Origin of the sequence: Nocardia sp. CS682 (assembly GCF_004634405.1) — a bacterium.
In the GTDB taxonomy this organism is placed as follows: domain Bacteria; phylum Actinomycetota; class Actinomycetes; order Mycobacteriales; family Mycobacteriaceae; genus Nocardia; species Nocardia ninae.
The window spans coordinates 7,027,450-7,039,809 of record NZ_CP029710.1; the positions used below are offsets into that span (position 1 = coordinate 7,027,450).

Consider the following 12,360-nt stretch of genomic DNA (forward strand, 5'->3'; position numbering starts at 1 on the left):
CTGGGCCGAAGTGGCCACAAACGGAGGTGCTGCCCTGAAAGCGGACGCAGACCATGCAGACGTCGATGCGCGCGTTCATCATGCGGGCTGTCAAGCACCCTAGGCAGCTCGCACCGCGAACATGAGCGAGCGGGGCCGCACCGCAGCGCACCCCCGCTTCACCACAGGCGAGCTAGATAGCGTCACCAGGACTGACCCGCGGCTTCGGCGCCCGCATCTTGCGGATCTGCGAAGCACGCACGAACGCGTACCAGCCGAGCTTGTACCCGGTGTCGTCACTGTCCGGGAAACGCTCCCTGACCCGCCCGTTCACGATCCGCCCGAGCAGGAATCCCTCGGCGATCATGAAGACCATCATCACCAGCATGGCCAGCGTGACGATCGTTTGCAGTGCGGGCGCGACGAACATCGACAGGATCAGCACGAGCGCCATCGGCATGAACAAGCCGACCAGGTTGCGCCGACCATCGACGATGTCGCGCACGAACGCCCGGACCGGCCCCTGGTCGCGCGGCAACAGGTACTTGTCCTCGCCGGCGAGCATGCGCGAGCGCCGATCCTGGACGGCCGCTTTGCGCTCGGCCGCGGCCGCTTTGCGCTCCTCCTTGCTGCCGCGAGTGGCCTTGCGCCGGGCGCGGGCCTCCTTCGCGGTGAGCGGTGCTGGAGCGACCGGGCCACGGCGCTTGCCTTGGGCGTCACGGCGTTTCGGGGTGGGACGGCCCTTGCCCGCGGTGGCGGTGACCGCCGTGCGAGTGGAGCCCGCGGCCGAGCCGCCGTCCACGACCGCCGTCTGATCGGCGGCCGCGTCGGTGGTGCTGGACTCGCCGCGACGGAACAATTTCACATCGACCAGGCTATTCGATGGAATACCCGGCGGGAAATGCGGTCCGATTCGCGCAGGTGTCGCGGGTCACGGAGGTGACGTGTTCCCCGGGGCGCGGTGGTGGCAAGATGGGGAATAGCAGCCCGCCGAGTGGTGTTGACCGACACGACCCGTGCGCTGTTCACGGGTCGACGACAGGTTCCTCGAGGAGAGTTCATGACTGTGCAGAACGAGACCGCCACCGAAACCCACGGTGCTGTGCTGACCGATGCTGCCGCCAGCAAGGCGAAAGCGCTGCTGGACCAGGAAGGTCGCGACGATCTGGCGCTGCGCATCGCAGTCCAGCCGGGTGGTTGTGCCGGCCTGCGGTACCAGCTCTTCTTCGACGATCGCTCGCTCGACGGCGACATCGTTGTCGAATTCAGCGGCGTCAAGCTGGCCGTCGACCGGATGAGCGCCCCGTACATCCAGGGTGCCTCCATCGACTTCGTCGACACCATCGAGAAGCAGGGCTTCACGATCGACAACCCGAACGCCACCGGCTCCTGCGCCTGCGGCGATTCCTTCAACTGATCGAACCCGTCCGCCTCGTCGCAAGCGGGTTCACCGCGTAAACAGCCCACCCCACGTGAGCATTGCTCACGTGGGGTTGCGCGTTTTCGCCCTCAGCGCCCCGGATGGTGGTGCCTGCCGGAGGTGGCCCGGATCCACAGCGGTACCCACGGTGGCCATGTCTGCCGCGGTGCCGTGGCCGCAGGACGACAGCCGACTCGATCCGAGCCGGCGGTGTCGCGACCCCCAGGGCCCGCCGCCGTAGCCCAGTCAACTCTGTCCCGACGGCTGTACCAGCACCCGAAGCGACGGAATCCGTAAGGATTCGCGCGACTCGCCGAGCCGACGAGAACGCCGCCGCGCCCCAACGATCCCGCGCCGCCGCCATTCTCGGCGCGTCGCCCACCGCATCGAGGTCTCGGAGGCGCCGACCAACATTGGTACGGTAATGCTGGGACTTCGTTCCCGGTCTGCACCGCCTGCCGCCTACCGTTGAAGGGCCAGCCTCGTGTCCATCGCCGTTTCCGCGTCCATTGCCACCGACCACCTCATGCGTTTTTCCGGACGGTTCCGCGACGCACTGCTGGCCGATCAGCTCGACCACGTCTCGCTCAGCTTCCTCGTCGACGACCTGCAGATCCGCCGCGGCGGCGTCGCAGGCAACATCGCCTACGCCATGGGGCTTTTGAACCGCACACCCCTGCTCGTCGGCGCGGTCGGCGCCGACTTCGCCGAGTACCGCCAGTGGCTGGAGAAGCACGGCGTCGACTGCTCCGGGGTGCTGATCTCGGAGAAGGCGCACACCGCCCGTTTCGTCTGCACCACCGACGACGACATGGCGCAGATCGCGTCGTTCTACCCGGGCGCGATGAGCGAGGCCCGCGACATCTCCATCGGCGACCTGGCCAAGGCGCACACGCTGGATCTGGTGCTCGTCGGCGCCAACGACCCCGAGGCGATGCTGCTGCACACCGCCCAGTGCCGCGAACTCGGCATCCCGTTCGCCGCCGACCCGTCCCAGCAGCTGGCCCGCCTCGACGGCGAGCAGGCCGTGCAGCTGATCGACGGCGCCGCATACCTTTTCACGAACAAGTACGAGTGGGCGCTGCTGCTGCAGAAGACCGGCCTGAGCGAGGAAGAGGTCGCGCAGCGTGTCGGCATCCGGGTGACCACGTTGAGCGAGAACGGTGTGCACATCGTCGACCGCGACGGCACCGAGCTCACCGTCGGTGTCGTCCCGGAGACCACGAAGGTCGAGCCGACCGGCGTCGGCGACGCGTTCCGCGCGGGCTTCCTCACCGGTCACACCGCGGGCCTCAGCCTGGAGCGCTCGGCCCAGCTGGGTTCGCTCATCGCCGTCCTGGTCCTGGAGACCATGGGCACCCAGGAGTGGACGCTCAACAAGGAGACGGCCCTGGAGCGTCTGGCCGACGCCTACGGTGCCGCTGCGGCCGCGGAGATCAAGCCGCTGCTCTGAGGCTGCTCGCCGCTCATCGCGTTCCACCGCTCAGCCGAGGCTGCGCAGGTAACCGAAGTCGGCACGCTCCGCTACCTGCCGTGCTTGCGCTGACGGTGCGAGCACGGTGTCGCCCACGAACGGGACATCGCAGCGCCAACGAGTGGATCGAGCCGTGGTGTCGACCTCGAACAGCACTGTGCCCCTCGACCTTTCGATCGAGGGGCACAGTCGCGTTTCGCGCCTACTACAGCGAGACCGGGTAGACCGGCTCCTGGATCTCCGGCTTGATGCGGTCCTCGACGAAGATCCCGTGCCACACCATGAACACCAGCAGCGTCCACAGACGGCGGCTGTGGTCGACGCCGCCCGCCCGGTGCGCGACGAGCATGTCGCTGATCGCGGCCTTGTTCAGCAGGTGGTCGGTCTGCGATTCGAGGATCTGCTGCTGGGCCCAGTCGTAGAGTTCGGTGCCGCGCAACCAGTGCCGCAGCGGGACCGGGAAGCCGAGCTTGGCGCGGTGCAGCACATGCGGCGGCACGATGCCTTCGAGGGCCTGGCGCAGTGCGTATTTCGTGGTTTCCTTGGTGATCTTCTGCTCGAACGGCAGCCCCTCGGCGACCTTCAGTACCTCGGAATCCAGGAAGGGAACCCGCAATTCGAGCGAGTTGGCCATGGTCATCTTGTCGGCCTTGACCAGGATGTCACCGCGCAGCCAGGTGAACAGGTCCAGGTGCTGCATGCGGGCCACCGGATCCCAGCCGCGCGACTGCGCGTAGATCGGCGCCGTCACGTCCTGATGGGTCCATTCGGGCCGGAATTCGCGTAGCACGGAACGCAATTGGGCGTCGCTGAAGCTGCGCGCGTTGCCGTAGTAACGCTCTTCCAGGCTGAGTGAGCCGCGGTGCAGCAGGCTCTTGCCGCGGGTGCCGTCCGGAATGCGCTCGGAGAGCTTGCCCGCCAGCTTGCGCAGCCCGCCGGGCAGGTACTCGAAGGGCTTGAGCGACAACGGCTCCCGGTAGATCGTGTACCCGCCGAACAGCTCGTCGGCGCCCTCGCCGGACAGCACCACCTTGACGTGCTTGCGCGCTTCTTTCGCCACGAAGTACAGCGGCACCAGCGCCGGGTCGGCCACGGGATCGTCGAGGTACCAGACGATTTCGGGAATCGCGGCGGCGAACTCGGCGGGGGAGACGGTCTTGATCACGTGCTTGGCGCCGATCGCGGCGGCGGTCTCGGCGGCGACGTCGGCCTCCGAATAGCCTTCGCGCTCGAAGCAACTGGTGAAGGTGATCAGCTTCGGGTTGTGCCGCATGGCCAGCGCGGCGACCGCGGTGGAGTCGATACCGCCGGACAGGAACGAGCCGACGGTGACGTCCGCGCGCATATGCTTGGCGACCGAATCCTCCATCGCCTCGGCGATTTCGCGGTAACGCGCGGCCGCCGAGCCCGGCGCGAACGGGCGCACCGTGAACTGGGGATGGAAGTACCGGGTGGCCTTCGGCGCCGCGCCCGGTCGCACCGTCGCGTAGCTGCCGGATTCCAGCCGCCGGACGTCCTTGTGCAGCGTCTCTGCCTCCGGCACGTACTGCAGCACGGTGTAGTGCTCCAGCGCGCGCGGATCCAGCGCGTCGGTCAGCTCGAGCGCGGGCAGCAGTTCCAGCAGGCTCTTCTTCTCGCTGCCGAACGCGGTCCCGCCGGGGCCGGTGGCCAGGAACAGCGGCTTGATGCCGAACGGGTCCCGCGCCAGGAACAGTTCCTTGGTCTCGGTGTCCCAGATCGCGAAGGCGAACATGCCGCGCAGCTTGCGCACCGCCTCGGGGCCCCAGTAGTGGAACGCCGCGACCACGGCCTCGCCGTCACCCTCGGTCAGGAAGATGCCGTCCTCGCCGAACTCCGCGCCGTGCGCGTCGGCCAGTTCCTTGCGCAGCTCGATGTAGTTGTAGATCTCGCCGTTGAAGGTCAGCGCGTAGCGCTCCCGGTTCTCCGGCGGGCCCCAGCGCAGCGGCTGGTGCGAGTGCTCGATATCGATGATCGACAGCCGGTTGAAGCCGAAGATCATGTGATCGTCGTGCCAGGTGCCGCGTTCGTCGGGGCCGCGGTGCCGGACGCAGTGCAGCGCGTCGTACACCTGCTCCACCACGCCAGGTGCTGCCTCGTCAGATGTCAGAAACCCGAGCAGTCCACACACGGCGTCGGCAACCTCGTTTCTCCGGTCGGGACGCCGCCGAAAGTGCGGCGTCCGGATGTCTTGCGGGGGCGGTGCGCAGCGTCTGCCGCGAGCGGTTGTTCCGGTACGTGCCGGGGCCTGCTCTCGCGGTGAGCACAGCGGCCGAAATGTTGTGTCCGAGTATGCCGCACACGCCCACTCCGCGCGCATCGCGCACCCTGTCCAGGGCTTTTGCGTACCGATCCCAGGGTGATCAGGGTCCGCACGCCATCGGCACCCGCACCCGCACGCCATTGGCGGAGTGTCGAATGCGACCCGACGACAAAGAGGGCACCCGTTTGGTCTACGCTGCGTAGTACTCAGGCCATTCTCAGGCGGCGCTTGCGCTCGACCGGAGACCGGCCTGACATGTGCTTAGAACGTATCGCCGGGCGGTCGCAGCCCAGGCGGTGCAAATGTCGGAATGTGTGGCGACCAGGAAGGCGTGAGCGTGGCGCACAAGGCGAGCGAAGAGATCGGGGCACGACCCGCCAAGGGTCTGCAGAGCCGCATCCTTCGGCGGGCCGGGCTGGCGGTGTCCCTCGGGATCACCGCGGTGCTCGTCTCGGGCTGCTCCATCGACAATGTTTGGCTGCGGTTCGGCTGGCCCTCGGGTGTCACGCCGCAGGCCACCCGGATGCGGGAGCTGTGGACCTGGTCGATCGTCGCCGCCCTGGCGATGGGCGTGCTGGTGTGGGGTCTGACCTTCTGGACCGTCGCCTTCCACCGCAAGAAGCCGGACTCCCCGGAGTTCCCGCGGCAGACCGGGTACAACGTGCCGCTGGAGCTGACCTACACGGCGGTGCCGTTCGTCATCATCGCGGTGCTGTTCTACTTCACCGTCGTCGTGCAGAACTACGTGCACGAGAAGGTGGCCGACCCCGACGTCACCGTCGACGTGACCGCCTTCCAGTGGAACTGGAAGTTCGGCTACCGCGACGTGAACTTCAAGGACGGCTACCGCTTCGAGGGCATCGACACCACGCGTGAGTCGTCGAACCAGGAGCAGCTCGAGGAGTACAAGGAACGGACCAAGGACGGTCATCCGCAGCCGGGCCCGGTGCACGGCAAGCCGGAGAACGACATCCTGTCCTACCTGCACTACGACAAGGTCGAGACCTACGGTTCCAGCACCGAGGTGCCGGTCCTGGTGCTGCCGACCAACAAGGTCATCGAGTTCCAGCTCGCCGCCGCCGACGTGGTGCACGCCTTCTGGGTGCCCGAGTTCCTGTTCAAGCGCGACGTGATGCCGAACCCGAAGGAAAACCACTCGGACAACGTCTTCCAGATCTCCAAGATCGAAAAGGAAGGCGCGTTCGTCGGCCGCTGCGCCGAGATGTGCGGCACCTTCCACTCGATGATGAACTTCGAGGTCCGCGCGGTGTCGCCGGAGAAGTTCACCAGGTACCTGGACGCGCGCCAAGCGGGCAAGACCAACGCCGAAGCGCTCGACTCCATCGGTGAATCGCCGGTCGCCACCTCGACTCGGCCGTTCAACACCGAGCGCACGACCAAGACCGCGGCCGAGGCGAAGTAAGGGACTGATATGAAGATCGAAGCGCGGATATTCGAACTGCTGACGGTGTTCTTCATCATCGTCGCGATTGTCTACGGCTACTTCACCGGCGTCTCCCGCACCGGCGTGGAATGGGCGGGTACCACCGCGACCGTCCTCACCGCCGGCCTGTCGCTGATCATCGGCACCTACTTCCGCTTCGTCGCACGTCGCCTCGACCTGCGCCCCGAAGACTACGAAGACGCCGAGATCGTCGACGGCGCAGGTGACCTGGGCTTCTTCTCGCCCGGCAGCTTCTGGCCCATCACCCTGGCCGCCGCAGGCTCCATCACCGCCCTCGGCCTGGCCTTCTTCCAGTTCTGGTTGATCGGCCTCGGCGTGATCTGCGTGCTGATCGCCGCCGCAGGGCTCGTGTTCGAGTACTACCTCGGGCCCGAAAAGCACTGAGTTATCTGACGAAAGCCCTCTCCGCTGGTTGCGGAGGGGGCTTTCGGCGTTTCATGGGCGACTTGACGTAGGCCCGTGGGTTCTGGACGTGTGTTGCGGCAGGCGGCAGGTGGGTGCAGCTTGCGTCAAGCGGAGGCGAAGGCGTTTGGTTGTGCGATATCGCAGGGGTGGGCGAATGTTCTGGTACGCACGGCTAGATGCCGAAGGCGTGCATCAGGCGGGCGGTGGAGCGGGGAGCGACGCCGGCCAGGGCGTAGAGGGTGCGGGTGAAGCGGGGTTCGGGGCGGGGGGTGCTGGTGTGGATGGCGGATTCGATGCGGTGGGCGGTTCGGTCGGCTTCGTTGCGGTCGTCGGTGGAGTCGAGGTCTGCTCGGAAGGCGGGGTAGTGGACGGCGGTGACCTGGATGCCGTGTGGGGATAGTTCGGCGTCGGCGCATTGGCCGAAGGTGGTCCAGGCGGCTTGGGCGCTGGCGTAGGAGGCGAAGTTCGGTGCGGCGCCGGTGTGCACGTTCCACGGGCCCACGTTGATCACGTGGCCGGAGCCGGAGCGGAGCATGGCGGGTAGCAGGCCGAGAGTCAGGCGTAGCGGACCGAAGTAGTTGGCGGCCATCATGCGCTGGTAGTCGCGGAACTTGTGTAGCGACTGAGTCACCGGTCTACGCACCGGGCGACCGGCGGTGTTGATCAGCACATCGACGGCGCCGAACTCGCTGAGCACCCAGGTGACCAGCTCGTCGACATCGCCGAGCGCCGAAATGTCGCAGCGATACCAGTGCGCGTCACCATCGTTCGCGCGGATCTGGTCGCAGGCCGCGATGAGCTGATCGCTGCCACGCGCGACCAACAGCAGTTGCGCACCTTGGGCGGCGAGCGTGTGGGCAGTGGCAAGGCCGACATCCGAACAGGCGTCGGTGATCAGGACGCGCCGGCCTGCGAGCGAGCGCTCCGGCGGACGGTGGCGTTTGCGATCGGTGAATCCCACCGGGGCAGCACGAAATTCGGGCATCGGCACAGCAACCTTCACACGCGATCGGGCTGAACACACGCACGGCACCCCGCCGACAGTGCCGAAGCCGCCTGCCGCCGCAACCTTCCGGCGACCACGTGCGGCCGGTCACAGTATAGGGTTTGCCACCCGGTTGATGGAGCCGTTCGCGCGGATGCCCAGCCCACCTCGCCTCCGCTTGCCCACCGCCAAACGAACACCGCTGTGCCCCTCGCCCCAGCTACCCACCAGCCCAGCTCTCGTCGCCGAACGGGACATGAGGACGTCGCGCCCGGCGGTTTGCCGCTGTCATGTCCCGCTGGGTGGTTGGTAGCTCATCGAGGGGGACATGAGGGAGTCGCGTCCGGCGGTTTGACGCAGCCATGTCCCGGTGGGCGGTTGGTAGCTCGCCGAGGGACATGAGGGAGTCGCGTCCGGCGGTTTGACGCAGCCATGTCCCGGTGGGCGGTTGGTAGCTCGCCGAGCGGGACATGAGGACGTCGCGTGCTGGACGCAACCGTGCCGGTGGCGCGAGCCTGGGACTCGCGTTCGTTGCGCGCGAGTCCCAGTGCGCTGACCTCTACTCCTCCGACTCGTACCGCAGCGCGTTCTCCGACCGGCAGATCTCGTCGATCCCGGACACGATGTCGCGCAACAGGTCTGAGGGGAGGGCGGCGGGGCGGAGGCGGCTGGTGAAGGTGATGAGGCCGTGGTCTTCGGGGGAGAGGCCGCGGGCGGCGGATTCGGCGCGCAGGTAGCGGGAGCGGACGCCGTAGGTCATGGCGGAGATGACGGTGAAGCAGCCGGTGCGTTCGCGGTGGCCGGCGAACAGGTCGTGCAGGCGATAGAAGACGGACGTGTAGCTCGAAAGGGGCGCGAAAATGCCGACGCGGTAGGCGGGTCCGCGTTCGGAGGAGCTGAGGGCGGTGTCGGCGAGGTATTCGGCGTCGCGCAGGGTTTGCACCTTCGGCGCGAAGAGCACCGCGCCCGCGGCGGCGTTGCGCAACGGCATGCCTGCGGGACCGCTCGCGGCGGACGCGATGACGCCCAGCGACTTTCTCGCACGCGACCCGACCTCACGGCGCGCCCGCACCGAACGGGTAGGCGCGGTGGGGTGCAGGGTCGACCACTGGCCGAAACGCACCGTGCCCAGCTGCACATGCCCGACACCGCCGGGGCGCGCGACCTTCAACGGCGCGGTGTCGACCCACCGGCCTACTTGCAGCGCCGCGTTGCCCGGCCGCATGATCTCGGCGTAGGCGTGTTCGACGAACGAGTCGAAGTCGAGGAAGCGGTCCGCGTTGGTGGTGAGCCAGGTGCGGTCCTTGTCGATGTCGATCACGTCGAGGGTGAGCGCGGTGATGATGCCCGCGCGGCCGCCCGCGCCGAGAATGCGGTGGAAACGCTCGGCGTGGTGGGTGCGCCCGCAGGTGCCGATGCGTCCGTCGTTGTCGACGTACTCCAGATCGACGACCTGATCGATGAACATGCCGTACTTGTGCGAGGCCGCGCTCACCCCGCCCACGGACGCGAATCCGCCCGCGGTGATATCGCGATGGTCGCCGACGATCGGCAGGCCGAGCCCGTGCGCGCCGAGCCGCCGGTCGATGTCGGACAGCTTGGCGCCGGCCTGCACGCGCACCGTCCGCCGCCCCAGGTTGATGTCGAGCACCTGATTCATCCGGCGCAGCGACACCACCGTCGGCTGGGCGGGCAGCGTCAGGCCGTCGTCGAGTTGCTCGCCGCCGCGCACGGTGAGCCGTTGCGCGCGTCCGCGTGAATCCCGAACCGTGCGAACGACATCCGCCGTATCGCGGGGTAGGTATTCCTCGGCGGAGACAAACTGCGGCGTGCTCATGGCACGAAAGCTACTACAGCGCGGCCCGCGCCGCTCGCCCGATCTCCTGTGCTACCGGGCGGTCGGTTCCAGTCGCTGGCTGAACAGCACGGATCCGCTCGCGTCGCACAGATCGACCGTCAGTTCCCTTGACTTGCCGTCGATCCGCACCTCACCGAAATGCTGGAAGGCATCGAGCGGAGAACTGTTCTGCACGGGTGGGGCGTGCACGAACACCGCCTCCGGGCCGAACGTCGCATCCAGCGGATTCGGGCCGAACGCACCTGCATTGAGCGGTCCGGAGACGAACTCCCAGAACTCGTCGAAGTCGGTGAACGCCGCGCGCTCGGGGGAGTAGTGGTGTGCCGCGGTGTAGTGCACGTCGGCGGTCAACCAGACCACGTCGGTCACCCTGTTCGCCTTGATCGCCGAGAGCACCTGGGCGATCTCGGTTTCCCGGCCGGACGGCGCGCCGGGATCGCCGTTGGCCGGACCCTCGAACGCGACCGTGTCCTTCTGTTCACCGTCCTTGACGACCAGACCGAGCGGTAGGTCATTGGCGACGATCTTCCAGGTCGCCTGCGAATCGCGCAGGCCCTCGATCAGCCACTTCGTTTGTTCCGGACCGAAGATGCGGCCCTCGGCACCGTTGTTCGCGTCGTTGGCGTCCTTGTAGGTGCGCATGTCCAGCACGAAGACGTCCAGCAGCGGGCCGTAGGAGATCTTGCGGTACAGGCGGCCGTCCACCGCTTCCCTGGGCTCCACCGGCATCCACTCGTGGAACGCCTGCCAGCCGCGGGTGGCCAGGGTATCCATGCTGCGCTCGGTGTAGTCCTTGGCCGCCGGGACGAGGCCGCCCGGGTACCAGTTGTTGACCGTCTCGTGGTCGTCCCACTGCACCACCTGTGCGACAGCGGAGTTGAAGCGCAGGTAGTTCTGGTCGGTCAGGTTGTAGGCGTAGTTGCCGCGGAACTGCTGAAGAGTCTGTGCGGGAGCGCTTTTCGCCTCGGTCACGATGTTGCGCCAGATTCGCCCGTCGGGGAGTGTCACGGATTCCTTGATGGGATTGTCCGCGTAGATGCAATCGCCCGAGTGGATGAACAGGTGCGGGTCGCGGGCGGCCATGGTGGCGAAGATCTTCATGCCGCCGAGGTCGGGGTTGATGCCGAACCCCTGGCCGACGACGTCTCCGGACCACTGCAGCTTGATGTCGGCCGCGCCGGTGGGGACGGTGCGGAACACGCCGGTAATCGGTTCGGAGGTGCCGCCGTCGTCGCCCTCCAGGGTGACCCGGTAGTGCACTTGCTCGCCTGCGGGGAGGCCGTTGACCCGCACCCGGCCGGTGCCATCGGAATCCGGGGTGAGCAACGGTCCGGTGAATCGCTTGGCGTTGGCGAACGATTCGGTCGAGGCGGTCTCCACGATCAGCTTCGCGGGCCGGTCGGAACGGGCCCAGATCAGCGCGCCGTCGCTGCGCGGGTCACCCACCGCGACACCGTGCGTCAGCACCGGGCGATGCCGGACCAGGCCGGGTCCGTCGTTCGACGAGCACGCGGCCAGCGCGGGGGCGGCCACGAGGCCGAGTGCGGAGGTGCGCAGCAGGGTGCGGCGGGAGAAGCCTTGGGTCGAACCATTCATGGGGATCACCCTGGACCAGCTATCTCAACGCAATGTGAACGGGTCCGGTCCGGTGGGGTAACTGGGCGGCCTGCGCGGACAGTTTCGGGCCGGTCAGCGGGAATTTCCGCGGTTGGGTGGGGAAAGTGTCCGGGCAGGACGGGTGTCCCGCACACCTGTCGGTGGGTGACACACCGTTGAGGGAATCTCGTCGCTGTCATGTACCGCTCACGCTTTCAGTCGGAGTCGCAGCCATGGTCACGCCGCAGCTGTAGACCATGCCGCAGCCGTGTTGCCCTGCCATACCGGATGTTCGGGGAGCTACCCGATGGGTATGGCCGGGACGGTCAGGCAGAAGGGGTGGCCGGACGGATCGAGCAGGACTCGCCAGCGGTCGGGTTCGGGTTGCGGGTCCGGTTTTGATGCACCGAGCGCGATTGCGGCCTGTTCGGCGCTGTCGAGTGCGGTGACGAAGAGGTCGAGGTGCATCTGTTTGGGGACTCGGTTGCCGGGCCAGTCCGGCGGGATGTGGTCGTCTACTCGCTCGATCGTCAGTGTGACGCCATCGCCCTGGAGCACAACCAGTTCATCGGATTCGTACTCGAGCTCGAGACCGAGCAGCTGCCGGTAGAACAGCCCCAGTCCGCGCGGATCCTTACTGTCGAGCGAGATGGCACCGAACTTGGCTGTCGCGGTCACAGCTTCCCCCTGCAGTTCGTCGACCCGCTGCGTGGCGAGGTCGTGGATCGGTTGGCGGTTCCGATCGCGAGTTTAATGGGTGGGGCGGGTCGGTTTTAGTTGGCGCAGAAGACTATTCGAGTTTTCTTTGGTCGTACCCCTACTCGGGAGCCGAGTAATGCCGAGTAGATACGGTCGGGGAGCGTTGTGCCGGTGGCTGATTGGCAATGCTCCCCACAT

At 67.2% G+C, this 12,360-nt stretch carries 11 protein-coding genes; 4 read left to right on the forward strand and 7 right to left on the reverse strand.

Annotation, left to right across the window (positions count from 1 at the left end; genetic code table 11):
* Positions 1–172: 172 nt before the first annotated feature.
* Complete coding sequence (locus DMB37_RS31815) at positions 173–781, reverse strand: DUF3043 domain-containing protein (protein WP_240772598.1); 609 nt, start codon at positions 779–781, stop codon at positions 173–175.
* Positions 782–1,039: 258 nt separating this feature from the next.
* On the opposite strand from DMB37_RS31815, the gene DMB37_RS31820 reads away from it, so the two are divergent.
* Together DMB37_RS31820 and DMB37_RS31825 are read left to right on the forward strand one after the other, a co-directional pair.
* On the forward strand, positions 1,040–1,396 hold the full coding sequence (locus tag DMB37_RS31820; RefSeq protein WP_069165132.1) for an iron-sulfur cluster assembly accessory protein: 357 nt from the start codon (positions 1,040–1,042) through the stop codon (positions 1,394–1,396).
* A gap of 487 nt (positions 1,397–1,883) precedes the next feature.
* Entirely contained in the window at positions 1,884–2,852 is a 969-nt protein-coding gene (locus DMB37_RS31825; protein WP_135235831.1) for a carbohydrate kinase family protein, read from the forward strand.
* A gap of 30 nt (positions 2,853–2,882) precedes the next feature.
* Here DMB37_RS31825 and DMB37_RS40770 read toward each other — a convergent pair whose 3' ends face one another.
* Both DMB37_RS40770 and asnB read right to left on the reverse strand, forming a co-directional pair.
* The gene (locus DMB37_RS40770) at positions 2,883–3,029 is read right to left on the reverse strand and encodes a hypothetical protein (protein WP_167769002.1); all 147 of its coding nucleotides are present in this window, start codon (positions 3,027–3,029) and stop codon (positions 2,883–2,885) included.
* A 49-nt stretch (positions 3,030–3,078) separates the two neighbouring features.
* On the reverse strand, positions 3,079–5,022 hold the full coding sequence (asnB, locus tag DMB37_RS31830; RefSeq protein WP_135235832.1) for an asparagine synthase (glutamine-hydrolyzing): 1,944 nt from the start codon (positions 5,020–5,022) through the stop codon (positions 3,079–3,081).
* Positions 5,023–5,491: 469 nt separating this feature from the next.
* Here asnB and DMB37_RS31835 point away from each other — a divergent pair, with 469 nt between their 5' ends.
* Together DMB37_RS31835 and DMB37_RS31840 are read left to right on the forward strand one after the other, a co-directional pair.
* Positions 5,492–6,577 (forward strand): cytochrome c oxidase subunit II, encoded by a 1,086-nt coding sequence (locus DMB37_RS31835; protein WP_107660189.1) that lies wholly within the window; start codon positions 5,492–5,494, stop codon positions 6,575–6,577.
* A gap of 9 nt (positions 6,578–6,586) precedes the next feature.
* Positions 6,587–7,003, forward strand: coding sequence for a cytochrome c oxidase subunit 4 (locus DMB37_RS31840; protein WP_107655104.1), 417 nt, complete (start codon positions 6,587–6,589; stop codon positions 7,001–7,003).
* 193 nt (positions 7,004–7,196) lie between these two features.
* Here DMB37_RS31840 and DMB37_RS31845 read toward each other — a convergent pair whose 3' ends face one another.
* From DMB37_RS31845 to DMB37_RS31860, 4 genes are all read right to left on the reverse strand, one after another.
* Positions 7,197–8,009, reverse strand: coding sequence for an SDR family NAD(P)-dependent oxidoreductase (locus DMB37_RS31845; protein WP_135235833.1), 813 nt, complete (start codon positions 8,007–8,009; stop codon positions 7,197–7,199).
* Positions 8,010–8,568: 559 nt separating this feature from the next.
* The gene (locus tag DMB37_RS31850) at positions 8,569–9,846 is read right to left on the reverse strand and encodes an FAD-binding oxidoreductase (protein WP_135235834.1); all 1,278 of its coding nucleotides are present in this window, start codon (positions 9,844–9,846) and stop codon (positions 8,569–8,571) included.
* Between the two features lie 51 nt (positions 9,847–9,897).
* Entirely contained in the window at positions 9,898–11,463 is a 1,566-nt protein-coding gene (locus DMB37_RS31855) for an alkaline phosphatase (protein ID WP_135235835.1), read from the reverse strand.
* A gap of 300 nt (positions 11,464–11,763) precedes the next feature.
* On the reverse strand, positions 11,764–12,141 hold the full coding sequence (locus DMB37_RS31860; protein WP_107655108.1) for a VOC family protein: 378 nt from the start codon (positions 12,139–12,141) through the stop codon (positions 11,764–11,766).
* Between the last annotated feature and the right edge of the window lie 219 nt (positions 12,142–12,360).